The sequence below is a fragment of the Parafrankia sp. BMG5.11 genome, from assembly GCF_004337455.1.
Genome location: NZ_SJXI01000109.1, coordinates 1 through 25,729 on the forward strand (window position 1 = coordinate 1; position 25,729 = coordinate 25,729).

At 68.4% G+C, this 25,729-nt stretch carries 23 protein-coding genes; 11 read left to right on the forward strand and 12 right to left on the reverse strand.

Annotated elements, in window-relative coordinates; translation table 11 throughout:
* On the forward strand, window positions 1–369 hold a 369-nt coding region (locus E0504_RS51660; protein WP_207974701.1), incomplete at its 5' end, for a MarR family winged helix-turn-helix transcriptional regulator.
* 139 nt (window positions 370–508) lie between these two features.
* Here the strand turns inward: E0504_RS51660 and E0504_RS44655 are convergent.
* Entirely contained in the window at window positions 509–1,126 is a 618-nt protein-coding gene (locus tag E0504_RS44655) for a TetR/AcrR family transcriptional regulator (RefSeq protein WP_112106887.1), read from the reverse strand.
* A gap of 306 nt (window positions 1,127–1,432) precedes the next feature.
* Between E0504_RS44655 and E0504_RS44660 the strand changes: the two genes are divergently transcribed.
* From E0504_RS44660 to E0504_RS44675, 4 genes are all read left to right on the forward strand, one after another.
* Entirely contained in the window at window positions 1,433–3,631 is a 2,199-nt protein-coding gene (locus E0504_RS44660; RefSeq protein ID WP_112106888.1) for an MMPL family transporter, read from the forward strand.
* 88 nt (window positions 3,632–3,719) lie between these two features.
* On the forward strand, window positions 3,720–4,403 hold the full coding sequence (locus E0504_RS44665) for a response regulator transcription factor (protein WP_112106889.1): 684 nt from the start codon (window positions 3,720–3,722) through the stop codon (window positions 4,401–4,403).
* 6 nt (window positions 4,404–4,409) lie between these two features.
* The gene (locus tag E0504_RS44670; RefSeq protein WP_112106890.1) at window positions 4,410–5,963 is read left to right on the forward strand and encodes a HAMP domain-containing sensor histidine kinase; all 1,554 of its coding nucleotides are present in this window, start codon (window positions 4,410–4,412) and stop codon (window positions 5,961–5,963) included.
* A 168-nt stretch (window positions 5,964–6,131) separates the two neighbouring features.
* On the forward strand, window positions 6,132–7,778 hold the full coding sequence (locus E0504_RS44675) for a GMC oxidoreductase (protein ID WP_131627530.1): 1,647 nt from the start codon (window positions 6,132–6,134) through the stop codon (window positions 7,776–7,778).
* 350 nt (window positions 7,779–8,128) lie between these two features.
* Here the strand turns inward: E0504_RS44675 and E0504_RS44685 are convergent, their stop codons facing one another.
* The 4 genes from E0504_RS44685 to E0504_RS44700 form a co-directional block, all read right to left on the reverse strand.
* Complete coding sequence (locus E0504_RS44685) at window positions 8,129–9,235, reverse strand: integrase core domain-containing protein (RefSeq protein ID WP_165938831.1); 1,107 nt, start codon at window positions 9,233–9,235, stop codon at window positions 8,129–8,131.
* Window positions 9,236–9,293: 58 nt separating this feature from the next.
* Window positions 9,294–10,076, reverse strand: a complete 783-nt coding sequence (locus E0504_RS44690) for an SDR family oxidoreductase (RefSeq protein ID WP_112107086.1) — start codon at window positions 10,074–10,076, stop codon at window positions 9,294–9,296.
* 114 nt (window positions 10,077–10,190) lie between these two features.
* Entirely contained in the window at window positions 10,191–10,562 is a 372-nt protein-coding gene (locus tag E0504_RS44695) for a DoxX family protein (protein WP_112107085.1), read from the reverse strand.
* 80 nt (window positions 10,563–10,642) lie between these two features.
* Entirely contained in the window at window positions 10,643–11,320 is a 678-nt protein-coding gene (locus E0504_RS44700; RefSeq protein WP_112107084.1) for an SDR family NAD(P)-dependent oxidoreductase, read from the reverse strand.
* A 128-nt stretch (window positions 11,321–11,448) separates the two neighbouring features.
* On the opposite strand from E0504_RS44700, the gene E0504_RS44705 reads away from it, so the two are divergent.
* Entirely contained in the window at window positions 11,449–12,153 is a 705-nt protein-coding gene (locus E0504_RS44705) for a TetR/AcrR family transcriptional regulator (protein WP_112107083.1), read from the forward strand.
* 927 nt (window positions 12,154–13,080) lie between these two features.
* Here E0504_RS44705 and E0504_RS44710 read toward each other — a convergent pair.
* Window positions 13,081–13,374, reverse strand: coding sequence for a hypothetical protein (locus tag E0504_RS44710; protein WP_112107082.1), 294 nt, complete (start codon window positions 13,372–13,374; stop codon window positions 13,081–13,083).
* 979 nt (window positions 13,375–14,353) lie between these two features.
* Here E0504_RS44710 and E0504_RS44720 point away from each other — a divergent pair.
* Entirely contained in the window at window positions 14,354–14,965 is a 612-nt protein-coding gene (locus E0504_RS44720; RefSeq protein ID WP_112107081.1) for a hypothetical protein, read from the forward strand.
* 161 nt (window positions 14,966–15,126) lie between these two features.
* Here the strand turns inward: E0504_RS44720 and E0504_RS44725 are convergent, their stop codons facing one another.
* The 5 genes from E0504_RS44725 to E0504_RS53840 form a co-directional block, all read right to left on the reverse strand.
* The gene (locus E0504_RS44725) at window positions 15,127–16,896 is read right to left on the reverse strand and encodes a SulP family inorganic anion transporter (RefSeq protein WP_112107080.1); all 1,770 of its coding nucleotides are present in this window, start codon (window positions 16,894–16,896) and stop codon (window positions 15,127–15,129) included.
* Window positions 16,897–17,329: 433 nt separating this feature from the next.
* Window positions 17,330–18,532, reverse strand: a complete 1,203-nt coding sequence (gene rpoD, locus E0504_RS44730; RefSeq protein ID WP_131627534.1) for an RNA polymerase sigma factor RpoD — start codon at window positions 18,530–18,532, stop codon at window positions 17,330–17,332.
* Between the two features lie 326 nt (window positions 18,533–18,858).
* Window positions 18,859–19,191: a helix-turn-helix transcriptional regulator gene (locus E0504_RS44735; RefSeq protein ID WP_020461889.1), complete on the reverse strand. Its 333-nt coding sequence runs from the start codon at window positions 19,189–19,191 to the stop codon at window positions 18,859–18,861.
* 298 nt (window positions 19,192–19,489) lie between these two features.
* Window positions 19,490–21,304, reverse strand: coding sequence for a phosphoenolpyruvate carboxykinase (GTP) (locus tag E0504_RS44740; RefSeq protein WP_112107079.1), 1,815 nt, complete (start codon window positions 21,302–21,304; stop codon window positions 19,490–19,492).
* Window positions 21,305–21,616: 312 nt separating this feature from the next.
* Window positions 21,617–21,745 (reverse strand): hypothetical protein, encoded by a 129-nt coding sequence (locus E0504_RS53840; RefSeq protein ID WP_255565713.1) that lies wholly within the window; start codon window positions 21,743–21,745, stop codon window positions 21,617–21,619.
* Window positions 21,746–21,920: 175 nt separating this feature from the next.
* On the opposite strand from E0504_RS53840, the gene E0504_RS44745 reads away from it, so the two are divergent.
* The 3 genes from E0504_RS44745 (at window position 21,921) to E0504_RS44755 (ending at window position 24,266) form a co-directional block, all read left to right on the forward strand.
* On the forward strand, window positions 21,921–22,262 hold the full coding sequence (locus tag E0504_RS44745; protein ID WP_071060311.1) for a helix-turn-helix transcriptional regulator: 342 nt from the start codon (window positions 21,921–21,923) through the stop codon (window positions 22,260–22,262).
* Between the two features lie 40 nt (window positions 22,263–22,302).
* The gene (locus E0504_RS44750) at window positions 22,303–23,526 is read left to right on the forward strand and encodes a malic enzyme-like protein (protein WP_131627536.1); all 1,224 of its coding nucleotides are present in this window, start codon (window positions 22,303–22,305) and stop codon (window positions 23,524–23,526) included.
* A gap of 539 nt (window positions 23,527–24,065) precedes the next feature.
* Window positions 24,066–24,266 carry a DUF3073 family protein gene (locus E0504_RS44755; protein WP_112109278.1) on the forward strand — a complete coding sequence of 67 codons (201 nt, stop codon included), beginning with the start codon at window positions 24,066–24,068 and terminating at the stop codon, window positions 24,264–24,266.
* 456 nt (window positions 24,267–24,722) lie between these two features.
* Here E0504_RS44755 and E0504_RS44770 read toward each other — a convergent pair whose 3' ends face one another.
* Window positions 24,723–25,121 (reverse strand): metalloregulator ArsR/SmtB family transcription factor, encoded by a 399-nt coding sequence (locus E0504_RS44770; RefSeq protein WP_112109277.1) that lies wholly within the window; start codon window positions 25,119–25,121, stop codon window positions 24,723–24,725.
* 95 nt (window positions 25,122–25,216) lie between these two features.
* Here E0504_RS44770 and E0504_RS44775 point away from each other — a divergent pair, with 95 nt between their 5' ends.
* Window positions 25,217–25,723 carry an ArsI/CadI family heavy metal resistance metalloenzyme gene (locus E0504_RS44775; RefSeq protein ID WP_112109276.1) on the forward strand — a complete coding sequence of 169 codons (507 nt, stop codon included), beginning with the start codon at window positions 25,217–25,219 and terminating at the stop codon, window positions 25,721–25,723.
* Window positions 25,724–25,729: the final 6 nt, after the last annotated feature.

A 25,729-nucleotide genomic window follows, 5' to 3' on the forward strand; every position in this document is an offset into this window, starting at 1 on the left:
CGACCACACCATGACCATCCAGCCTGCCCGACACAGGCCCAGTCCGGCAGGCAAACGTGCAGGTCACCGCCCAAATCGGGGTTCTGGAGCCCCACAGGCTACGTCGAGCGGGCCGCCGACCCCCACGACGGTCGGGCCAAAATTGTCCGGCTCACCGCCCACGGCTTGGCGGCACTACGCGCGATGCGCGCCACCGCGTTGGCGGTCGAGCAGGAATGGTCTACCCGGCTCAGCCCCGACGGCCTTAGCTCGCTCCGCGAGCTACTCCTCACCCTCCTCGGCGAGGACCCCGGGCAGACTAGCCGTCCCGCGCCCGGGGGCTCAGCCGGAACCGGGACGCCAACGTCCTCGCGCCGCGACGACACCTGATGGTTACCTGAGGCGACCGCGCGGCTGCCGTCTGGCCACACCCAGTAGAACGCATCAGCCCCCGAACGCAATACGATCGACCCCGCGTACCAGATATCAACTCAACCGGAAACCCGGCGAAACCGCACAGAACACCCTCTCAGGAAGGTCCGGTCTGGCCGGGGGCCGCGTTGTGGGTGGCCCGCCGTGGCGTGCGTAGCCCCAGCGTGCGGCGGCCCGCCTCGACGAGGTGCTGGAGCAGGACATCGTCGTCCAGGTCGATCAGTCTCGGTGCGACCGCGACGGCGATTCCGCCCAGCACGATAGCGGCCTTGATCTGCCCGCTGGGACCGCGGTCGACATCGGCGAGAAGACGGACCTGGCGGCTGATCAGGTCGCCGAGGTCGCGCTGGGTGAGTAGCACGTCGGTCACGCCGGGGTCGGCGGCCAACACGGAGATCACGGCGCGGTTGCGCACGGCGAGGGCGGCGTAGCCGGTGAGCAGGTGCTCCGCGCGGGCGTGGGGGGTGCGTTGCGCCTCGGCGGCCTCGATGATGGTGCGCAATGGTCCGAGCACCGGCTCGACTACCGCGGTGAGTAGCTCCTCGCGGGTGTGGAAGTGATAGTAGAGGGCCGCCTTGGTGACGCTCAGTTCGTCCGCGATCATCTGCAGCGAGGTGCCCGCGTAGCTGTGCCTGGTGAACAGGCGGACCGCCGTGTCGATGATGCGCCCTCGGGTGTCGGTCACGCCGGGTGCATTCAGTGCGGCGGGGGTCACGGTTACTCCTCGCTGAATCCTTACGGACTCACAGACTAGCTTGCCGATTGACAAGCTAGCAACCTGCCGGCCAGCTAGCGCTCGACTCGTCGATGCTAGGACATCAACCAGTCGTTCGTAAAGCAAGATCCTGGCCGTTCGACAAGTGATGCACTTTACGATCAGCTAGCATTTCACTTGCTGGACGGCTAGCGTCTCGGGTGTCATCCGGCACCGCTGGAACCAGCGGGACCCGGTCGCCACGCCCGTGGCCGTCGGCCGCCTGTGGCCGGGCGATCCCATGCACCTTCGAACAGGAGCCCCTACATGGCCTCGTTCCTCTATCGGCTTGGCCGGTTCGCGTTCCGCCGGCGGTGGCTGGTCACCGCCGTGTGGGTGGCGGTCCTCGCCGCCGCGCTGGCCGGCGCCGCCACCCTGTCCGAGTCGACCTCCGACACGTTCCGCATCCCGGGTACGCCGTCGCAGCAGGCGATCGACCTCCTCAACGAGCGTTTCCCGCAGGCGTCCGCCGATGGCGCCACGGCGCGGGTCGTGTTCGCCGCGTCGGACGGTCAGCAGCTCAGTGCTGTGCGGGCGGAGGTCGAGCAGGCGATCGCGCAGTTGAAGGAGGTGCCACAGGTCGCCTCGGTCAGCGACCCGTTCCAGTCCGGCGCGGTCAACGCCGCCGGCACCGTGGCCTTCGCGAGCGCGACCTACCAGGTGCCGTCGGCGGACCTCACCGATCAGGCCCGCGACGCGCTCACCGCCGTCGTGGACGAGGCTCGCGCCCAGGGCCTGACCGTCGAGGTCGGCGGCGATGCGGTGCGGGTCAAGCCGGAGCAGGGCGCGGGCGAAGTCGTCGGGATCGCTGTCGCCGCTGTAGTCCTGTTCATCACGTTCGGCTCGCTGGTGGCGGCCGGCCTGCCGCTGCTGACCGCGATCCTCGGCATCGCGATCGGCATCGGCGCGATCAGTACGATGAGCGGGTTCGTGAACCTGTCGTCGACCACGCCGACACTCGCCCTGATGATCGGCCTGGCGGTGGGTATCGACTACGCGCTGTTCATCGTCTCCCGGTACCGGCACGAGCTCGCCGCCGGCCGCGACCGGGAAGAGGCAGCCGGTCTGGCGGTCGGCACCGCTGGTTCCGCGGTGGTGTTCGCCGGCCTGACCGTCGTGATCGCGCTCGCGGCGCTGGTGGTCGCGGGCATTCCGTTCATCACCCAGATGGGGTTGGCCGCCGCGTTCACCGTGGCCGTCGCCGTGGTCATCGCGCTGACCCTGCTGCCGGCGCTGCTGGGCTTCGCCGGCCGGCGGATCTCCCGGAAGCCTCGTGGGCTGCATGCCCGCGACCTGGAGGCGGACCGTGCCACGCCGGGGCCCAACATCGGCGCGAGGCGGGCCGGGGCGATCGCCCGCCGCCCGGTCGTGGCGCTGCTCATCGGAGTCATCACCCTTGGTGTCATCGCGATCCCAGCCTTGGACCTGCGACTTGGCATGCCTGATGACGGCGCCGCTGCACCCGACACCACCCAACGCAAGGCCTACGACCTGCTGGCCGGCGCGTTCGGTCCTGGCTTCAACGCGCCGCTGACCGTCACCGTCGACGCGGGCGCCGGGTCGGCGCAGGCGGCGGCGGACCAGGTGACACAGGCGATCCATGGCCTCCGCGACGTCGCCACGGTCACCCCGGCGGTCATCAATCCGGCGGGCGACACCGCGCTGTTGACCGTCATCCCGACAAGCGAACCGAGCGCCGCCGCGACCGAGGAACTGGTCCACTCCATCCGGGAGATCGACGGCACGGTGCCTGGCGCCAGCATCGGTGTCACCGGTCTGACCGCCATCAACATCGACGTCTCCAAGAAGCTCGGCGACGCGCTCGTGCCCTATCTGATCGTCGTGGTCGGCCTGGCGTTCGTCCTGCTCCTGCTGGTGTTCCGGTCCCTGCTCGTGCCGGTGACAGCCACCCTCGGCTTCCTGCTCAGCATCGCGGCCACATTCGGCGCGGTCGTAACGGTGTTCCAATGGGGCTGGCTCGCCGACGTCTTCGGCATCAAGCAGACCGGGCCGATCATCAGCCTTCTGCCCATCATCCTGGTCGGCATCGTGTTCGGTCTCGCCATGGACTACCAGGTCTTCCTCGTCACGCGGATGCGCGAGGAATACTCGCACGGCAGCACCCCGCGCCAGGCCATGATCACCGGGTTCGGTCACGGGGCCCGGGTCGTCACCGCCGCGGCCTTCATCATGATCAGTGTCTTCTCCGGGTTCATCCTGTCGCCCGAGTCGATCGTCAAGTCCATCGGCTTCGCTCTCGGCGTCGCCGTGCTCTTCGACGCGGTGGTCGTGCGCATGACCATCATCCCGGCGGTGATGGCCCTGCTCGGCCGTGCCGCCTGGTGGCTACCCCGCTGGCTTGACCGGATCCTGCCCAACCTCGACGTCGAAGGCGAGAAACTACGCCACCTCCTCGACGATGGACCGGACCCCCTCGATACCACCCACGAACATGCACCCGCCTGAACACACCACCCGCCGACAGCGGCCGGATAAATTCCCCGTCTTCCGCTCCAACCGGACCCTGATCACGGAAAACACCGAGGTCTTCTGAATGGCGCATGCTCGTGTGGTGGTGGTCGAAGACGAGGAGAACGTCTCGTACGTCGTCGCCATGGCGCTGCGGCTGGCGGACTTCGAGGTGATCGAGGTGTCTACCGGGCGCGATGCGCTACGCCTCGTCGGCGGCGACACCTCGATCAGCCTTGTCGTGATGGATGTGATGTTGCCCGACCTTGATGGTTTCGAAGTCTGCGAGAGGATGCGCGCAGCCCGGGTGGACGTGCCAGTCATATTCCTGTCAGCCCGCGGGAGCCTCGAGGACCGGGTGCGGGGTCTCACGCTCGGCGGCGATGACTACCTACCCAAGCCGTTCAGTGCCGAGGAGTTGGTCGCCCGGACCCGGGCGATCCTGCGCCGCCGCGGTGTGGGCGCGGAGCCATCCTTATTGACATGCGGTGAGCTAAGCGTCCACGAGGATGCTCACCGGGTCACCATCGGGAGCCGACCCATTGCGCTGTCGCCGACCGAGTACAAGCTGCTGCGGTTTCTGCTGCGGAACGCCGGTCGGGTGGTGACCCGGGGGCAGATTCTCGACCACGTGTGGGATTACGGCTTCGATGGTGAGTCCACGGTCGTGGAGACGTTCATTTCCTCGCTACGAAGGAAGGTTGACACGGTGCCCCCGCGGCTCATCCACACCGTGCGTGGCGTGGGCTACCGCCTCAGCGAGGAATGACGTGCCGTGACGCTCAGACTGCGGCTGGCGGTGGCCGGCGGGGTGGTGCTCGGGGTTCTCGGGCTTGCCGGCTACCTGCTGATCCAGTCCGTGTGGACCGCCCAGGTCGCCCAGATCGACGAGCAGCTCACCGGCGCGGCGCGCGCCGCGGCAGTGTCTCTCGACGTGGCGGGACCGCTACCCGACCGTTCCGCGCCTGTCGGGTCGGCGGGCGCTCCACCCGGTGCCGCCTCAGCTATCCGGAACGTTCAGAACGGTCTGAACTACACCTACCTGGCCGTGTTGTCGGGGAACCGCCGCACGGTGATACTCGCGCCGACCGGCGCCGCAGGGCAGGCGCCTATGGCACCGGCCGCGGGACCGCGGCCATCGACCTCGCCGCGCGCGGTAACCGTGGCCTCGACATCCGGATCACAACGGTGGCGAGCGGTCTTCGTCGTCGGGACGGGTCACCGGGATGTGCTCCTAGCCCAGTCGTTGGCACGAGTGGAAGCCACGACCGGGCGGATTCGCTCGGTGGTGTTCGCCGTCGGCGCGTGCGTGCTGATCGTGCTGGTGGCCGCCGGCTACTGGGTGGAGCGGCTGGGCCTGCGCCCCATCACCCGCGTGGCACAGGTCGCCGACGCGATCTCTGCGGGCGAGCGGTCGCGGCGGGTGGACGCGCTGGGGTCGTCCCGATCGGAAGCCGGTCATCTGGCTCGCGCCTTCAACGTCATGTTGGACGAGCAGCAGGGAACCCAGGATCGACTCCAGCGCTTCGTCGCCGACGCCTCGCACGAACTGCGCACGCCCGTCTCCGTGATCCGCGGCCTCGCCGAGCTGTGGGGCCACGGACACCTGCGCGGGGGCGCTGACCTCGACGAGACGATGCACCGGATCGGGCGGGAGGGCCGCCGTATGGCAGATCTCGTGGAGGACCTGCTGCTCCTCGCCCGGCTGGACGAAAGCGGATTCGGCCAGCACGGCCACGTCGACCTCGCCACGGTGGTTCGCGACGTCGAACGCGAAGCGTCTGAGCGATATCCGTCCCGCGACCTGCAGTGCCGTGTGTGCGGCCCGGTCGTCGTCCGCGGGGAGGAGGCGGCGCTACGCCAAGTGGTCGCCAACCTCCTACAGAACGCCCTCATACACACACCGTCCACCACCTCGGTGTCGCTGCGGCTGGACGAGGCCGGTGGCACGGCGCTTCTTGACGTGAGCGACACCGGGCCGGGGATGCGCCCCAAGGATGCCGAACGGGCGTTCGACCGGTTCTGGCGAGCTGACGCCAGCCGCCCCCGTCCCGGCTCGGGACTCGGCCTGCCGATCGTAGCGGCGATCGTCGCAGCCCACGACGGGAAGATCATCTTCAACACGTCACCGAAGCATGGGACGTCCGTCCACATTGAGCTGCCCACAGCCGGCGCCCCCAGGAAACCCGCAACCAACGCTCAAGACGGCGCAAGCTTGGCCGGCGAGCATGCTGCTCGTGCGGAGCAGTCCAGTCACCACGCGAACCCTGCGGCTCGCCCGGCCTCACCCTGGGGTGCGCATTCCCCCGTCGACGACGCTGGCCAGTGAGCGGTGCGCCGATCCCGGGCTGCGGCCGGTCCACAACGTCAACGGGTGCGCCTTAGAACGCTGGACACCAGCGTCGCGCGCCGAACTCGAGCGGATCGTCGCCTCAGGGGTTCTTGTTCGCAGACTTTTACCTCGGCATGCACCACAGCGGATTGCATTGGAGTCACGATGTCCGAGAACGCTTCCACCAGCAAGAACACCGCCTCGGGGCTCACCCGCCGGAAGATGTTCGGAGCGGCCGCTTTCGGTACAGCCGCGCTCGGTGCGACCGCGGCCGGCGGCCTGATGGCCCGCGCCGACGGCACACGGGGGCAGACCGCCACCGCCGCAGGGGCCTCCGTGATCGAGACGCGGGAACGTGCCGTCGTCGTCGGCACCGGCTTCGGCGGGGGCGTGACCGCGCTGAGGCTGGCCCAGGCCGGGGTCCCGACGCTGGTCCTGGAACGCGGCATCCGCTGGCCGACCGGGCCCAACGCGACGACGTTCTGCCGTTTCAGCACCATAGACAACCGCTCCTCCTGGCTGACGGACCACAGTCCGATCCGGGGTGTCGACAAGACCTGGGAGCCGTTCACCGGGGTGATCGAGACCGTGACGGGGACCGGGATGGACATCAACTGCGGGGCCGGAGTCGGCGGCGGCTCGCTGACCTACCACGGCATGACACTGCAGCCGACCAGAGAGAACTTCGCCGTTTCCATGCCGGCGGCGGCCGGCCTCTACGACGAGCTGAACCAGTGGGCCTACCCGACCGTCGCCAGCATGCTGGGGATCTCCACGATCCCCGACGACATCCTGAACACCGACCCCTACCGCTCGTCCCGGCTGTTCCAGGCGACCGCACCGGACGCGGGCCTGCAGCCGTTCCGGGTTCCCCTGCCCGTCGACTGGAGCTTCGTCCGGGGTGAGCTCAAGGGCGAGAACCAGCCGACCTACACCACCAGCGACCTGGCGTTCGGAGTCAACAACGGCGGCAAGCACTCAATTGACGTTACCTACCTGGCCGCTGCGGAGGGGACCGGCCGGGTGCGGGTGGAGCCGCTGCACGTCGTCCGCGACATCTCACTCGACCCGAACAGGCGCTGGGTGCTGGCCGTCGACCGGATCGATACCGCCGGCGCCGTCCAGGAGAGGAAACGGATCGTCGCGGACGCGGTGTTCCTCAACGCCGGCTCCGCCGGCACGACACGGCTCCTGGTCAAGGCACGTGCCAAGAAGCTCGTACCGGATCTGCCCGACGCCGTCGGCACCCAGTGGGGCAACAACGGGGACCGCATCTATGCCTGGACCGGAATGAACGGCGACATCGGAACCCAGCAGGGCGGCCCGGCCTGCGTGGGTGGCCGCGACCCGCTCAGCCCGATCCCGTTCACCCTTATCCATGCCGGATCGCCCGTGCAGCTCCCCGGAGTCAAGATGATGACCGTCGTCGGCTTCGGGATCGTTCAGGCAGCCGGCAGCTGGGCCTACGACCCGAACAAGGACGACGCCACGCTGACCTGGCCCGATTCCGCCGAAGCCACACTGCAACAGCTGATCGCCGCCCGCATGCAACGGCTGGCCGCGGCGGGCGGTGGAACGATGACCGACACCGACGAGACGTCGCCCTCAACCTGGCACCCGCTGGGCGGAGTTCCCATGGGACCCGCCGTCGACCAGTACGGCCGGATCCTCGGTCACCGCGGCCTCTACGTACTCGACGGCGCACGGATCCCAGGCTCCACCGGCGCCTGCAACCCGTCCATGACAATCGCCGCCCTGGCCGAACACAGCATGGCCACGATCGTCCGCCAGGACATCGGACAACTGTTCTAGTGCCGTGACCGCGGATCGTGCGGCGATCGTCGGGGTCGCCGGTGACCTGGCAGCGGGCGCAGCCGATCCCGCTGTCCGCGCAGGGCATGAGCCCGACGAAGATCACGGAGATGACGTTCGCCTCAGAGGCCTGGGACCGCGACGTGCTCCACAACTCCAACGCCGACGGGTTCGACTGCCGCCCAAACCCGCTGGCGGGCGGTCAACGCACCCTGCCTCGTCGCCCTCGTCTGCGCCGGCGCCGTCTTCGAAGCAGGCCAGCTCGTCGGCCGACCCTGTGGGGCTCCAGAATCCCGATTCGGCCTGTGATCTGGCCTGTTGCGGTTTGATCCGGTCTTCCCCGGGAGGTGTCAGGCGGCGTTGCGGTATTCGTTGATCAGCCCGTCGAGGATGCGTGTGCGACGGACGGTGGACCCCGGGGTTGGGGCGACTGCGGGTGGCGGGTCGGGTGGGTGCTGGCCGAGGGAGCGGTGGGGGCGGTGGGTGTTGAAATGCTCCGCGTAGCTGGTGAGGACCGAGGTCAGGTGCCGTTCGGAGAGGACCAGTAGTCTGTCGGTGCATTCGCGGCGGGCGGTGCCGGCCCAGCGTTCCGCGATCGCGTTCGCCTGCGGGGCTTGCGGGGGTGTGCGCACCACGTCGATATCGGCTCCGGCAAAGGCAGCGTCGACGGAAGCCGTGAACTTCGCGTCGCGGTCACGGATGAGGAACTGGAACCGGTGGCGGTGCTCCTCGAGATTCATCAGCAGGTTTCGTGCCTGCTGGGTGACCCAGGCCGCGGTTGGATGCTTGGTGACCCCGAGAACATGGACGTGGCGGGTGGCGTGGTCGACGACGAAGAACACGTAGATCCGTTGCAGGGACGCGGTGTCCACCGTGAAGAAGTCGCAGGCCAGCAGGCCGGAGGTTTGGGTGCGTAGGAAGGTGCGCCAGGAGGTGTCGGCCCGGCGGGGTGCGGGGTCGATGCCGGCGCGGTGCGGGATCCGCCAGACGGTGGCGACTCCGACCGGGTAGCCCAGCCCGGCGAGTTCTCCCTGGATCCTGCGGTGGCCCCAGGTCGGGTTCTCCCGTGCGAGGCGCAGGACCAGCTCGCGGATCTCCCGGCGGACCGGCGGCCGACCGGGCGACTTCCGCGGGTAGGTCCGTTTGCGTGCGAGGAGGTCACGGTGCCAGCGCAGCACGGTGGCCGGGGTGACGAAGAACGAACCCCAGCTGGACCGGGGCAGCAGCCGGGACAGGGCTGCGAGGATCAGCCGATCCGCCGGTTCCAGCGTCGGACGGTGGACCTGCCGTCGCAGCACCGCCACCTGATGTCGCAGGACGAGGAGCTCCACGTCCTTTGCCGTGTCGCCGCGCACGTGGAGCAGCATCAGTCCGAGAGCGTTGCGTGTCAGGGCGTGGAGCAGCGACCACACCATGACCGTCCAGCCTGCCCGACACGGACCCCGTCCGGCAGGCAAACGCACAGGTCACCGCCCAAATCGGGGTTCTGGAGCCCCGCAGCGCGAAGCCAGTCGTTCACGGTGCGCGGGAGATCGTCGGACGGCGGCCCGTTGCGCGATCCCGATGCCCGCGAAGGCGATTGACTGCTTCGCCTGGGCCCGACGTGGGCTGGTAGACCTGGGCGGGGTCGAGGGCGAGGTTGGCCTTGGCCTGGGCGGACAGGGCGTCGGCGATGACCTCGGCGTGGCCGGCCTCGATGCCGTCGAGGGTGGCGCGCACGACGTCGGCCGGGTCGTTCTTGTCCATTTCCACACCCGCACCCATGTCGGTGTCCGTCGGGCCGAGGATGAGCCCGGTGACCTGCGTGTTCTGAGAGGCGAGTTCGAGGCGGACGCTGTTGGTCAGGCTCCAGGCGGCCGCTTTGGCCGCGCAGTAGGAGCTGGTGTGTTCGCTGGGGGCCCAGGCGCCTGCCGACAGCACGTTCACGATCGCCCCACCCCCACCTGCCCTCAGAATCGGGGCGAAGGCGCGGATCATGTTCAGCAGGCCGTAGTAGTGGGTGTCCATCTCCAGCCGGATCATGTCCATGTCGCTGGTCGTCAGGTTGGTGAACGTCGCGACGCCGGCGTTGTTGACCAGCAGGGTCACGTCGCCGGCGGCCTTGGCCGCGGCGGCGATGGAGGCCGGGTCGGTGATGTCGAGGGAGAGCACCTCCGCCCCCGGTACGTCGACGCTGTCGGGACGGCGCGCGGTGGCGTACACCTTGGCCACGCCATGTTGCAGGAGCTGGGCGGCGAAGTGGCGGCCCAGCCCGCGGCTGGCGCCGGTGACGAGGGCCACGGAGCCGGCGATCTGCATGTCAGACATCCTTTGCAGGAGAGAAGTGGAAGAGCGGCATCAGCAGCGCCCGATCGTTGAGCCAGCCGGGCACGCGGGCGCGTGGCGGGGGCGGAGCCCCGGCGCGGGAGCGGGTCAAAGGGCGTGGGGTCCGAATCGGCCCCACATGACGACCGCCGTGAGGATGAGCAGCACCGCGTTGAACGCGATGGCCGCCGGCTCCTTGCGACGGGCGTGGAGACCCATGGCCAGGACCATGATGACCGCGAGGCCGGTGGCGGCCAGCGGGGTGAGCACGGTGGCGATGTCGAAGGCACCCGGGAGGATCAGGCCGAGGGCGCCGGCGAACTCGACGGCACCGATCAGACGCACCACCGGGGTCGACACATCGCTCACCCACGGCAGCTGGGGAATGAGCTGCTCGCGGGACCGGGTGGACTTCAGGACGCCGGCGGCCGCGAACGTCGCAGCCAGCAGGCCCTGCGCGATCCACAGGAACACGTTCATCGGGCGGGACCTTCTCTGGAGATCACGCCGCGGCGCGATCAGGGTTCGACGAGGGGCGGATCAGGGCAGCCGGTGCGGTGTCAGCGGCTGAAGACGCGCTCGGCCGCGTCGCGGTGGGTGGTGTGCAGCTCCCAGTAGACGGGGGAGATCTCCTCGGGCTGGGCCACCGGCGCGCCGGGGATGACGGCGGTGCCGATCGACACGTCGATGCCGACGTGGGCGGCCTGGATGCCGGTACCGGCCAGTTCCTTGTGGAGGTTGATCACCCAGTTACGCAGTGCCGCGGCGGCGGCGTTGACATTGGCGATCATCGGAACGGGGTCGATCGAGCCGGCCCCGGTGGTGTAGAGCAGGGTGCCCGCGCCGGCCTCACGCATCGCGGGCAGCACCGCCTTTGTGGCGGTGATGGCCCCGTACAGCTGGAACCCCATCTCGTGCTGCACATGGGACGGGTCGGTCTCGGACGGACTGGTCAGGATGGTGGAGCCAAGCGTCCCTACCGGGGAGTACTCCAGGACATCGATCCCGCCGAACTGCGCGGCGGCGTCCTTGAACGCCTGGGTGAGCCCGTCACGGTCAAGTACGTCGGCGGGGAACGCGGCGGCGGTGATGCCCTCAGCGCCGAGCTTGCCGACGAGCTCGTCGAGCTTGGCGCGGTTGCGGGCGATCAGGGCGACGTCGAGGCCGTGGGAGCCGAAGGTGCGGGCGATGGCCAGACCCAGCTGGGGGCCGGCCCCGACGATGGCGATGGCGGGCATGGTGAACCTTTCGAGAGGCTATATGGATAGGGCTATCCGAATCGGCGATCCGGATGGCCCTATCCGGTTTGCTCGACCACTGTAGCACGAGAACCGGATAGGCCATTCCGATTCGCTAGGCTGGGAGCATGAACCCCGGGGCCCAGCACACCGACGGCACCGCCGAGCCCGCCGCCCAGCCGTTGCGCAGCGACGCCGAGCGCAACCGGGCTCGGATCATCGCCGCCGCGCGGAAGGTGTTCGGACGCGACGGCCTGAACGCCTCCATGGCCTCGGTGGCCCGCGAGGCGGGGGTGGGGATCGCCACCATCTTCCGCCGCTTCCCCAGCAAGGAGGAACTGGTCGCCGCCGTCTTCGCCGACCGGATGGACACCTACGTCGACGCGGTCGCCGCGGCCCTGGACCACCCCGATCCGTGGGACGGATTCGCGGGGTTCATCGAGACGGTCTGCGCGATGCAGGCCGCCGACCGCGGCTTCGCCGACATCCTGACCATGACCTTCCCCACCGCCAAAGCTCTCGAAGCCCGCCGCGCCGAGGCGTACAACGGCTTCCTCGAACTCATCGCCCGCGCCCAGGACAGCGGGCACCTACGCGAGGACTTCACCAGCCGGGACCTGGTCCTCCTGCTCATGGCCAACGCCGGCGTCGTCAACGCCACCGGCGACGCCGCGCCCGACGCCTGGCGCCGTCTCGTCGCCCTGATGATCCAGTCCTTCCAGGCCCCCGCCCGCGGCCCTCTGCCCGACCCACCCGGGGAAGCCGCCCTCTACCAGGCCATGCTCCGCGCCAGCCAGGGCATCACCTCACCCGAACCGGGAAAAGGCAGCTGACGTGGTCAAGCACAGACGATGAGTGATCAGTCGTTTGTCTCAGCGCCACAGGGGGCCAGTGTTCAGGAGTCGCCGACAATCTTCCCATCAACTCGGCGTGGTGCTACGCGGGCACCGGGTCGTCCCCGCACGCGCGCGGGGGTCTCGCAGGGCGGCTGACGCCATCGGACGATGCCAACCACGTCGTTCCGGCACCGGCGGGCAGCGTGAGACGACTGGTAATTCGTGGTTGCGGGGTTCGACGTCCTCCTCGCGCCACGCGACGCTGGCGGCTTGTCGCAGTTCCCGAGTCGAGGGGCCTACTCGACGTCGATGACGCGGCACCCCGTGATCAGCCGGCGAGCCCAGCAGCTGCTCTGGTGGCGCAGGGCTTCTACGCCGCAGGTCACGGCACGGATCGGACTTGCCTGTCCCGCAACCGACTACATAGCGCTACGGGAGAAGCATCTAGTGGCGTGAGCTGGTGAGGCGTTAGCGTCGCTCAGGCGATGGCCGAGATCCGCCGGCATGGGTGCGCATTGTGTGCGCGGATGCTCCGGCACGCCGCGACACTCGCCGGCACTACCCGACAGCGAAAACGTCCTGACCTGGGATTTTGCGGCACTGCGCGGCTCTTCCGGCATGTTCCGACACGTAGCGTTCCGTCTTGTAGTCGAGCGGTTAGGGGTTCGAGTCCCCTCGCCGGCTCCAGACGGATAGCCCCTGACCTGCGATTTTGCAAAGTCATAGATCATCTCATCAAGATCAATAGGGGTTTGGGTGCACATTCGGCGGGTTTGTGCAGGGGACGATCATGAATGGGGCGTCGCCTCAGGGCGCGAGGGCCGGGACCCGCGGTTGAGGCATCGTCTCGGCGATGGTGACGTTCCGTTACCGTCGTGCCGCCTGCTGCCTTGAGATGCGGTAGGGACGTGGCCAGAACGGTGTTCATCGGCTGACGGCGGCCGATTCGCCGTCCCACCCCGGGCCATCGCGGCGCGGGGATCGGACGTTCACGGCCGCCAGGGCCGATCGCGGGGTGGGATGGGTGTCGACGTGTCCGCCCGGGTCGGTGGCGTCCGGGACCTGGCACGTGCGGGCTCGGGTCGTTGACGTGCCCTGGGGCGTCGGGCGGTCGGCGGGCGGCTCAGCGGCGAACAGCGCGACCTGGGAGGCTCCACTGTCCCGGATGCGGACGAGGACCGCCGGACGGGGCCCGGATCGGGCAGGCTGGTCGGTCATCGTGCGGGTTCCTTTCTCTACGCCCTGACATGCAAGGAACGTCAAACGCCGACCCGTCCTCGGCGGCCTGATCAACGAATACGAACGAGCCGCCTAAAACCCCAGGTCAACGCCGATAGTCGAGTTCTGGCACCCCACAGGCCAGAGTCGCTTGACAACGCCATAGAGATGCCCTCCCCGCGAGATCGTTCGCTGCTTGAAACGTTACGTCACACGAGAGATCTACCACGCCCTGCCGACACCGCCAACCACCCCAGCAGCTTGACGAACATAAGGGCGTCAGCGCCGCTCCACCATCTGCCGGCGGAACTCCTCCGTGTACGGCGGCTGTAATCTCGGCACCTGCACTCCTCCCTGGGACCGTTATCCCGAAGCGCCCAGGGGTGAACAGGAACGGGCCAACTTCACTCGGACAGGTGGTGCGACTCGGCTATATCGGTGATCAACCCGCCTGTGACGAAACTGTTGTACAGGTGGGCCGTCCGGACACCGGAGACGGTTGGCTCGCCCAGGTCGTGCAACGGGTCGAAGATGACGGGGCTCGTCTTGTTGTCCGGATGACCGTGCCGGGGACGACGCCGGGACGACTCTGAGCCACCGACTGGCGGTCGATCCCACCGGATGGCAGCGAGCGATCCAAACAATCACCTACTATCACGCAACTGATAATCGGATCGACGCGAACGCTGCGACAAGTCCTACCAAACCTGCTGGTATAGGGCATACAGTCAAGCGATTACCGGTCGGTAGGAGGTGCGGGATGTCTGGAGCGGGTCTCCCACCGAGGGCAGAGCCGCCGCGCCCACCCGCGCCGGGTGCCCCCGCCCCGTACCAGCGTGTGTCCCAGCCTCCTGTGCCGGATGGACCTGTCCCGTTTCAGGGCCCGCCGCGGCCGCCTGTGCCGGGTGGGCCTGCTCCATATCAACGGGCGCCGCAGCCGCAGCCGCAGCCGCCAGGTCAGGTTCCCTGGCCGGTCCGGGTGCTCGTCGTCTGGCCGGCGCGGGCGGTCGCCGCCGTCGTCGTCCTGCCATGCCGGCTGCTCTACGAGCTCGCCCGGCTGATCGCCCGCGGCCTGTGGCTGCTGGTCATCGAGCCAATCGGACGAGCGCTGACCTGGATGTGGCGGCGGCTCGTCGCTCCGGTGGTCCGCGCGGTCGGGTCGTTCCTCCGCTGGCTGTTGACCCCGGTCTGGCAGGCAGTCCTCCTGCTCGCGCGGGGACTGGGGTTTCTTTTCGAGCAGCTGATAGCCCGTCCGCTCGGCTGGTTCGTCCGAACGCTGGTGGTTCCGGCCTGGCGGGCGTGCGCCGCGCTCGTCCGGGCCACCCTCCGGGGCGTCCGGGCGGCACTGCGGGTGCTCGTCGTCGTGCCACTCGCCTGGTGCTGGCGGACGATCCTCGCCCCGGTGGTCCGGGCCATCAGCACGGTGCTACGCATCCTGGTCGTCATCCCCATCGCCTGGTGCTGGCGAGCGGTCGCGGCCGCATTCCGCCTCCTCGTCGTCCAGCCGTGCCGCTGGATCAACCGCACGATCTGGCGGCCGATCCGCCTGGCAGTCGCCGATATCTCCCGGACGCTGACCGGCCGTCGATGATCTGGCAAGGCAGCCAGGTCGACGCCTAGCCCCGGCAGCCGCTTGTCCAGGCCGCGGGCCTGCCAGCAGCCGGCCGCTGGTGGCCGGCCGGCCAGCCCGGCGCGCAGGGCGGCGGTCCGGCCGCCGCGGTGCCGGACTCAGTACGGCGAGCCATCACCCGATCATGCCTCGGGACCCGCCAGGACCGTGGCATCCGCCGGCGCAACAAACCCGGCAGTTGCATTTACGGTTCCTCCTTTTTCCGCGAGAGCGTCGGTGTGGTGAAGATGGTCCCGGGCAGTTTGGATGGCCGCCGCGGCGGAGTCGAACACGTGCCCTTGTCTTTCTAGCCGGTCGAGCAGGCCGATGGCAATCAGGGTCCTTGTGTGTTCGGGCCGCAGGCCCGAGACATAGACCGTGATGCCGCGGTGTTCGAGACGGTCGATGATGTCGCGTAGGACGATCGCGCCGGTGGCATCGATCGCGCTGACCTTGGAAAGCCGGAGGATGAGGACCTTGACGTCCGCGATGGCGGTGAGTTCGGGAAGGAAGCGGTGGGCGGCGGCGAAGAACATGGGTCCATCGATGCGGTAGACAACGATGTGCTCGGTGAGCAGCGCGTGGTCGGCGAGCAGAGCCTGGTCGGCGTCGTAGTGATCGGCCGCGGTCAGGGGTACCTCTTCCAGGCGCGCGCTGCGGGCGATCTGCCGCAGCGCGAGAGCTCCGGCGACGACGAGGCCGAGCAGGACGGCGACGACGAGGTCGAGAGCGATGGTCGCTCCCGCGGTCAGCATCATGACGACCGCGTCGGAGCGTGATGCGCGGCCGAGGGCACGCAGCGAGGCGACCTCCACCATTCGCATGGCCGTGGCGAGGAGGACACCGGCGAGCGCGGCCAGCGGGATACGTGCGACGAGGGGCGCCGCCACGAGCATGATCCCGGCGAGAACCACCGCGTGGGTGAGGGCCGCGAGGCGCGAGGATGCCCCGGACCGGACGTTGACGGCCGTGCGGGCGATCGCGCCGGTGGCGGGCACTCCACCGAACAGCGGAACGACGAGGTTTGCCAGGCCCTGGCCGAACAGCTCCCGGTCGGGGTCGTGCTGCTCGCCGGAGGTCATCGCATCCGCGACGCTGGCGGAGAGCAGGCTTTCCAAGGCGGCAAGTGCGGCCACCGCGACCGCCGCCGTCGCGAGGGTCGGGATGGCGGCGATGTCGAGGAACCCGAGCGAGGGACTGGGCAGGGTCGCGGGTAGCGCACCCAGGGTGGCGACGTCCCACCCACTCGCCGTGACCAGGATCGAGGTGAGGGCCACGGCCACCAGTGAGAACGGCACCGTGGGCCGCAGCCGGGCGCCGACCAGCATGAACGCCACGACCGCGGCGGCGAGTGCGAGCGCGGTCCACTGCGGCCGGTGGGCGAAGTCGGTGATGGCTCCCCAGGCCACGGCGGTCACCGCGTCCCGGTCCTGTGGCTGTACTCCCAACGCGGCGGGAACCTGCTGAAGGAAGATCACCGCGGCAATGCCCGCGGTGAATCCCTCCACCACAGGAGCCGGTACGTAACGCATCGCGCGGCCGACGCGCAGGACGGCGAGCGCGAGCAGGATCATTCCAGCGAGCAGACCGACGGTCAGGACGCCGCCCGGACCATGCTGGTGCACGATCGGTACGAGGACCACGGTCATGGCCCCGGTGGGGCCGGACACCTGCAGGTTCGATCCGCCGAAGACAGCCGCGACGGCGCCCGCGACGATGGCGGTCGCGAGTCCTGCGGCTGCGCCCAGGCCGGAGGAGACACCGAACCCCAGCGCGAGGGGTAGTGCGACCACCGCGACGGTCATCCCCGCGATCAGATCGCGGGCCGGTTGACGGCGCACGGCCAGCGCATCGGCTCGGCCGGGCAGGAGCCGACCAAGCGACGCCACCCACCGCAGGGAGGCGGTACTCATCGTGGCAAGACCAGGGCGCTGGGACGGGCGGGGTTGGTCGGGTACATGAACAATCCGATCAACGTCAGGGTGTGGATCTCCACCCCTTCCGGGAGGGAGATGATAAGACGAATATGTCTTCAATTCGTGATTCCATGGATGCGAGACGGTGCCACCGGCGCGGAGAAGACCGAACCGACCTCGATCCGTGTCTCTGGGTGGTTACTCCTGGAGGTGCCGGCAGACTCCTGACCGTCGCCGTCTGACCGCCGGCCCGATGGGGCCTGGCATGCGCTGTTTCCTCGGACCGCAGCAGCGCGCCGCGGATTCCGGTACCGTCAATGGCGGATGGAGTCCACCTCGTCCCATCAGTCGATGACGCCGGCTACCAGCGCGGGCCCTCGCCCTTAGTCGGACGTCAGACCCCGTGACTACGGTCTCGCCTGAAGCGGGGCTATACCAGGTAGTCGCGTAGTCGTTGTGAACGCGCCGGGTGGCTTAGCTTCGCCAGGGTTCTTGATTCTATCTGCCGGATCCGTTCCCGGGTCACCCCGAATTCCCGGCCTACCTGCTCCAACGTCCTGGGCTGGCCGTCAGTCAGACCGAACCGGAGTTGGATGACCTTCTTCTCCCGCTCGGACAGCGTGTGTAGGACCGAGTCGATTTGCTCCTGCAGGAGGACGAAACTTGCCGCTTCGAACGGCACAATCGCGTCGTTGTCCTCGATGAAGTCTCCGAGCTGGGAGTCCTGCTCCTCGCCGATCGGGGTCTCCAGGGCGAGCGGTGTCTGTCCGACTTTGAGAGCTTCCTCCACCCTGTGCGGGGCGAGGTCCACCTGTGTGGCGATCTCTTCCGGCGACGGCTCCCGGCCCAGATCCTGCAATAGCTGTCGCTGGATCCGGGTGATCTTGTTGATTGTCTCGACCATGTGCACCGGAATCCGGATGGTGCGCCCTTGGTCCGCGATGGCCCTTGTGACAGCCTGCCGAATCCACCAGGTGGCGTAGGTGGAGAACTTGTATCCCTTGGTGTAGTCGAACTTCTCCACCGCCCGGATCAGGCCCAGGTTGCCCTCCTGGATCAGGTCCAGCAACAGCATGCCCCGGCCGACGTACCGCTTGGCGATGGACACCACGAGGCGCAGGTTCGCCTCCACCAGCTTGCGCTTGGCGATCTGACCGTCCTGCTCGATCGCCTCCAAGTCCCGACGCAGCCGCGGGGAGGTCCTTCGGACGGCGGCGAGCTTCTCGGAGGCGAACAGACCCGCCTCGATCCGCTTCGCTAGGTCGACCTCTTCCTCTGCGGTCAGCAATCGCACCCGGCCGATGGCCTTGAGATACATCCGTACCGGGTCCGAGAGGGGCGTCGCAAGCGCGAGTTCCTCTCCCTCACGACGCCGGCTGGGCATGTCTGAAGCGTCCCCGCCCACCTCATCGAGGACCTCGATGCCGTCCTCCGCGAGCAGCCGTAGGACAACGTCGCTGCTCTCTGGCGGCAGCTCCGCTGCGAGTAGCGCAGCGACAACGTCCTCCGGAGTGACGAAACCGTTCTCCTTACCCCGGGTGATGAGATCTCGGACCTTTTCCTCCGCGGCTTCGTCGGGGGCACTCAGATCCGTGGGCGGCGCATCTTCATGTCCGCGGAAAGACCGGCCCATGTCAGTCAGCACCCATGCTCAGCGTCGACGGCAGATTTTTCCAGGAGACCCAGCAATATTCTGACTCGCCGCTGGGAACGGGCCCGCAGCGAGAACGCAGATCGTGGCACCTGCGGAGTCCGGGAAGGCGCGAGGGGCTCAGAGTGTCGACCACCGAGCAGGTCCTCTCCACGTGGCGAAATGTAGCGATGTCTGTGAGAAGTGGACGGTCATTCCAAGCACTGGTTGTTGGCTGGGTCGTGACCGAAAGCCTCTTGATCCTCTTGAGATGAGATTATCGTTTCGATGGTCGTGATCTGCTGTGGTCGTTGACTCCGCCGGAATGTTCAGGGCTCGGTGGCGAGTAGGTCACGCAGCAGGTCGGCCTGCTCATGTAGCACGCCGGTTAGGATTGAGCGGGCCACCGCCAGCAATGTCACGATCTCCGGTGACGCCACCGCGTAGAACACGGTCGTGCCCTGCTTGCGGGTTGTCACCAGCCCGGCGCGGCGCAGCACCCCGAGCTGCTGGGACAGATGCGACGCCTCCAACCCGATCTCGGGCACCAGCTCGCTCACCGACCACTCTCGTTCGCTGAGCAGCTCCAACGCCCGGATACGCGCCGGGTGGCCAAGGGTCCGGAAGAACTCCGCCTTCAGCTGGTACAGCGGCGTCGCCATACGACCTCTCCCTCCAACCTCCAACTACCAGCCGTCCGTCAGGCACGACGCCCGTCCGACAGCTCGTCACACGACTCAATAACCTTACAACTTCATCAGATTGGAGCGGCGTAGTTCAGCTCTCTAACAGCCGTCGATGGAAGACGACGTGGCCAAACCAATGCTGCCGACAGGACACAGCCAGCTAGGCGCGCCGGGGGCAGAGGCGTGGACGAAGCGTCGGTCGGCGGCATTGCTGTCAGGCTGTGGCGGCGGCCGAACCCGTTGGCTCATGGGGAGTGAGGGGTGGGACGTGGTGTCAGCGCAGCCTGTCGGCGAGGGCCGCGAGTTCGACCCAGAGAGCGTCGGGCATGCGGGGGCCGAGGTCGGTGAAGTATCGACGGATCGTGTCGGTTTCGTGTTCCCAGGCGGCACAGTCAACGGACAGGAGCAGGTTGAGGTCGTCTCCGGTCACGTCCAGGCCGTCGACGTTGAGCGCTTCGGGTGGGGGGACCACGCCGAGCGGTGTCACACGGCCCTGCGCGGTCCCGTTGAGTCGGCCGATGATCCAGGCGAGGACCCGGCTGTTCTCGCCGTAGCCGGGCCACAGGTACGCGCCGGTGTCGGGGTGTTTGCGGAACCAGTTGACGTGGTAAATGCGCGGCAGCCGCGCCTCGGCACGGCTGCCGACGGCAAGCCAGTGAGTGAAGTAGTCGCCCATGTTGTAGCCGCAGAACGGGAGCATGGCGAACGGGTCGCGGCGCAGCTCACCGACAGCCCCGGCCGCCGCAGCGGTAGTCTCGGAGGAGACGGTGGCACCGAGGAAGACACCATGCTGCCAGGAAATGGACTCGACGACCAGCGGAACGGCGGTGGCCCGACGGCCACCGAACAGGAGCGCGGAGATCGGAACGCCCGCCGGGTCGGCCCATTCCGCAGCGATCGTCGGGCATTGGCTGGCGGGGGCGGTGAAACGGGCGTTGGGATGCGCGGCCGGCGTCGCGGACTGCGGTGTCCAGTCGCGGCCCTGCCAGTCGATGAGATGTGCCGGGGGGTTCTCGGTCAGCCCTTCCCACCACACGTCTCCGTCATCGGTGCGCGCGACATTCGTAAAGATCGTGTTGCTGTGGATCGTGTCGATGGCGTTGGGGTTGGTCGTCCGGCCGGTGCCCGGCGCGACGCCGAAGAAGCCGGCCTCGGGGTTGACGGCGTAGAGCCGCCCGTCGTCTCCGAAGCGCATCCAGGCGATGTCATCCCCGATGGTCTCGACCTTCCAACCGGGGATGGTCGGGACGAGCATGGCGAGGTTGGTTTTGCCGCAGGCGCTCGGAAAGCCGGCCGCGATGTAATGGATTTTCCCGTCGGGTCCGGTGAGCTTGAGGATCAGCATGTGCTCGGCGAGCCAGCCGTCGTCGCGGGCCATCACCGAGGCGATCCGTAGCGCGTAGCACTTCTTGCCGAGCAGGGCGTTGCCGCCGTAGCCGGAGCCGTAGCTCCAGATTTCTCGTGTCTCGGGGAAGTGGACGATGTACTTGGTGGCGTTGCAGGGCCAGGCGACGTCGGGTTGCCCGGGCTGGCGCGGTGCGCCGACGCTGTGCACGGCGGGGACGAAGAAGCCGTCCTGTCCGAGCTGGTCGAGGGCCGGTCTACCCATTCGGGTCATTACATGCATCGAGACCGCGACGTAGGCCGAGTCGGTGATCTCGACGCCGAGTGCGGAGATCGGTGAGCCCAGCGGTCCCATACAGAACGGGACGACGTACATGGTGCGGCCCCGCATGCAACCCGCGAACAGGCCCCGCAGGGTGATGCGCATCTCGTCCGGGTCGGTCCAGTTGTTCGTCGGACCGGCGTCGTCCCGGCTCCTCGAGCAGATGAAGGTGCGGTCCTCGACGCGGGCGACGTCGCTGGGGTCGCTCGCGGCGTAGTAGCTGCCGGGCCGCTTGTCCTCGGCGAGACGGAGGAACGTGCCCTTGTCGACCAGCTCCGCGCAGAGCTGGTCGTACTCGGCGTCGCTGCCGTCGCACCAGTGAACCCGGTCGGGCCGGGTGAGGTCGGCGATCGTGGCGACCCACTCCAACAGTGCCGGGTGTGTCGTCGGCGTCGACTGTAGGCCCGGGATCGTGACGGGCATCTCCCACTCCTTCGACAGACTGTCAGATGGTTGAACTGTACCTCGTCTATCTGACGAAGTTGTCAGGTTATCGACGACGAAGATCGTCAACATGTCGTCGCGTGCCGGCCGGCGGGCGCCCCAGGCAAGGCGTGTCGCGACGCCTCCGTATCAGCTGAAGGCGGAGTTCTTCCGGCCCCTTGGCCACCCGACGGCATCCGGGCGCTGGAGAGCGGCCGGCGAGGAGCTGGTGCCCGGGGTCGGGTTGGAGGTATCGGACCTGTTCCAGCAGCTGGGAGTAGCGATGGGCAGGATCTCGACGGGCCACCCCTGCTATCCCGGTGCCTGCGGCACGGCCCCGAAGACGCTCCACAGACCGGGCAGCCCCACGATCGCCGGCGCGGGCCCCTCCTCGCTCCCGCCGATCATGTAGTAATTGAAGACTTTGTCAATTGGCGACATTGTGCTTAGCTCATGTGCGGGGCGCTCCGGACGTGGCGGGATCTTCCCGCCCGGTGCCCTCTTGGCGGGACTCTCGTGATCACGTGCGAGGTGGGTCGGCCCCGGGTCCGCCGGGTCGAGTACGCCGTGGGCTATCGAGGTGTGACGCGGTGTCCGGCGAAGGGCGGTGGAGCTGGTGCAGGTACCGCTGTATCAGGCGAAGGCGGAGTTCTTCCGCATGTTGGGCCATCCGGTCCGGATCAGAGTGCTGGAGCTGCTGGCGGACGGACCGGCGCCGGTGCGAGAACTGCTGGCCGCGATCGAGGTGGAACCTTCGAACCTCTCCCAGCAGTTGGCGGTGCTGCGCCGGTCGGGGATCGTGACCGCGACCCGGGACGGCTCGACGGTGGTGTACGCACTGGCCGGCGGAGATGTGGCCGAGTTGATGCGTGCCGCGCGGCGGATCCTCACCGAGTTGCTGACCAGCCAGCAAGGTCTACTCGCCCAGCTGCACAAGGCCGAGACGAGCTCAGCATGAACAGTCCGACCTCCGGCCATGGGCGGCCGGCGGAGGCGAGATGCTGACGCCGGGATCGGCCAGGGCGAACCCGGCGTACAGCATCCGGATCCGGGTCCCGCGGTCGGCGCTGGTGACGGTGCAGGCGATCATCGCCGACGCGCCCGGTGCGGTCCTGTGCCACGCCGACGAACCCGACCCCACCGGTGCCCGCCGGATCATTCTCGACGCCGACGGGTCCAGCACTCTGACCTGGCTCACCCGCACCCTGCGCGGCCGGCTCGGCGCTGACCTCCTCGGCGCCGAGGACCTCGCGTTCCGTGCGGCAGCCACTGGCAAACTCGCCCAGCGGGTCGGCGTCGCCACCGGCACCGGCCACGACCTGGCGCTGTTGGACGCCGACGCGGACCGCCGCATCATCCGCCACCTGGCCGCACATCCGCGGCACACCGACCGATACACCGGCCGAGCACGGCGAGTAGCTCTGCTCACCGATGCAAGCGCGGTCCTCGATTTCGAGCAGCTCACGTCCGCGGCCGCCCTGCCCGCGTTGGAATCCCAGGCCGTCCACCTGCATCAAGCCACCGGACTCGACGTCTTCCCCTTGCCGATCGCCGCCACCGGCGCGGCTGAACTCGCCACCGCGATCGGGCTGCTCGCACCAGGCTTCGCCGCCACCGTCCTAGTCCACACTCACATCCGACACGTGAACGCCGTCCGCGCAGCCCTCACCTCCGCGCCCTACCTGCTGCTGGACACCGTCAACGACGGCCTCGCCATCGGCGTCGCCGCTGCAGCACTCACCCACCTGCGAGCCCGCGCCATCGATCCCCACCATGCCCGGGTCGTCCTGATCGATCCGCCTCGTGGCGGAGACCTCGCCGGCCTGCTGGTCGCGGCGCGCATCGGCGACCTGACCCTCTACGACCCAGTCGCCTACGGCATCGAACCCCTGCACAGGCTCGCCCCCGACATCGATCTGATCATCGATCTACTCGGGCTGGCAGCTCCCCCCGTCGGTATCCCGGTGCTCCACAGCCGCCCGGAGACACCACCGGCCCTCGCCGCAGCCACCACCGGCCCGCGGCCGCTACACGCCCTGCCCGGACTGCTGTCCGCAGCCGTCACCACCCAGCAGCCCATCACCCTGGCCGCTCGCGTCGCCGCCGTGCACACCCTGACCGCGCACACCCCGTCCGGACAGCTGATGCCTCCCCTCGACCACCCCCGCCTCACCCCCGCCATAGCCGCCGCCGCGACCCACGCCCTCACCGCACATGAGTAGACGCGGGCCACGGGCCAGGGACGAAGCCAAGCGGAGCGTCAAACAGCTGGACAGGTCGGGCGCGTGCGTCGATGTGCGAGGTCGGCATGTCCGCCGCTGCCGGGCGGGCGGGCCGAGTGGGGGACATGGGGTCATGTCGACCTTGTGTCAATGCCGGCCGGCCTATCCGAACCTCCCGCCAAGCACGCTGCCTCCTGCGAAGGACGCGCAGGTATCGCGGTATCAACGCCACCGCCAAGCCTCCCCGGCGACGTCCAAGTCAAGAGTGACAGAAGGTCGACAACCTCGCCACGCTGGCAGCTCGGCTTCCCCACCATCGACGCCACGACGGTCAAGTCGCGACCGGATCCAGCAGATCGCGTCGAGGACCCTGGCGAAACGGCGTCACCCCTCACACTCACACAGAATCCAGAACTACCTCGGGTAATGAAGCCGATACCGAAGAATGTGGCGGAGTCGTGCCGCCTCGTGTTCTCAGAAGGCATCACACACAACGAGCACCGCAGCGGGGGTGCGCAATGGCCGGAAGGGGTCGTTCCATGGGACGCGGTCGAGCGAAAGCCAAACACACGAAAGTCGCCCGCAAACTCAAATACACCTCCCTCAACCTGGATCTCGACCGACTCCAGTCAGACCTCGGCGACGCCCCCACCCGGGACCGCGACGACCGCGACGAACTCCCGCCCCCAGACCCGCAGGACCCCGACCCGGCGGACGGGAACTGGAGGCCGACCGGCTGAGCCCAACCGACGCTCCTCGGGATCCCTGAGAAGGTTCCGTGCCCGCTGGGCGACCCACGCCGCGGTTGGGTGTCTCGTGACTCCGAGGACATGGGCACGGCGGGTGGCGTGTTCGACGACGAAGAACACGTAGATCCGTCGGTTCCGGCGTCGGCCGGTGAACCTGCCGCCGCAACACCGCTACCCGAGTCGCAGGACGAGGAGCTCTACCTCCTTCGTGGTGTCCCCACGAACCCGGAGCAACTCAGTCCGAGAGCGTTGCGTGTCAGGGCGTAGAGCAGGGACCACACCATGATCATCCAGACTTTCTGACGCAGGTCCCGTCCGGCAGGCAAATGCGCAGGGCACCGCCCAGATCGGGGTTCTGGAGCCCCACGAGACCAGCAGGGGAATAGCTGCCCACGGTGAGTGTTCGCCGTGGCGCCGCGCCGTTCGGTGGGGATGTTCTGTTCTCTGCTATTGGGGTGGGCTGAACACGGTGGCGAGGGCGGCGAGTGCTTCGGGTACGGCGCGGTAGTAGGCCCAGACGCCGCGTTTGTCGCGGGTGATCAGGCCGGCGTCGACGAGGACTTTGAGGTGGTGGCTGATGGTGGGTTGGGTGAGGCCGAGGGGTTCGGTGAGTTCGCAGACGCAGGCTTCGCCGCCGTCCCGTGCGTAGATCATCGACAGAAGTCGTAGCCGGGCGGGGACGGCGATGGCCTTGAGGACGGCGACCAGCCTGTCGGCTTCCTCGGCGGACAGCGGTGCGCGGGCCAGCGGGGTGCAGCAGGCGGCGATCGTCTCCGCGAGGCTGGACGAGTGGTCGCCCGTGGTCTCGGTGACGGGGAGGGCCGCCGGTGGGGAGGTGGTCGCCATGCCTCCAGCATGCCTCAGCTATTGACAGCCGTCTATGTGCACGTCCATCCTCGGCTCGACAGGCATAGACCGATGTCGATGTGAGGGTGGTTGTGATGGCCAGGGTGCAGTTGGCGTTGAACGTGTCCGATGTGGACGCGGCGGTGGAGTTCTACTCGAAGCTGTTCGGGGTGGAGCCGGCGAAGCGCCGGCCGGGGTACGCGAACTTCGCCGTGGACGTGCCGCCGTTGAAGCTGGTGCTGATCGAGAACCCGGACGCTCGTGGCACTGGGGTGGCGGGGGCGCTGAACCATCTAGGGGTGGAGATCGAGACGTCGGAGGAGGTGTCCGCCGCCGCGACCCGGCTGCAGGACTCCGGGCTGGTGACGGCGGTGGAGGAGAACACCGCCTGCTGCTATGCGTTGCAGGACAAGGTGTGGGTCGATGACCCGGACGGCGCGCCGTGGGAGATCTACACGGTGCTCGCCGACATCGCCGAGAACAGCGGCACGCAGCTGCGCACCGTCGAGCCGGGCGACGGCCCCGGGTCGGCGTGTGATTGCGGGCCGGTGTGCGCTCCCACGGTGACGATCGAACCGGCACCCGCCGGCGTTACCCGCTGACACCGG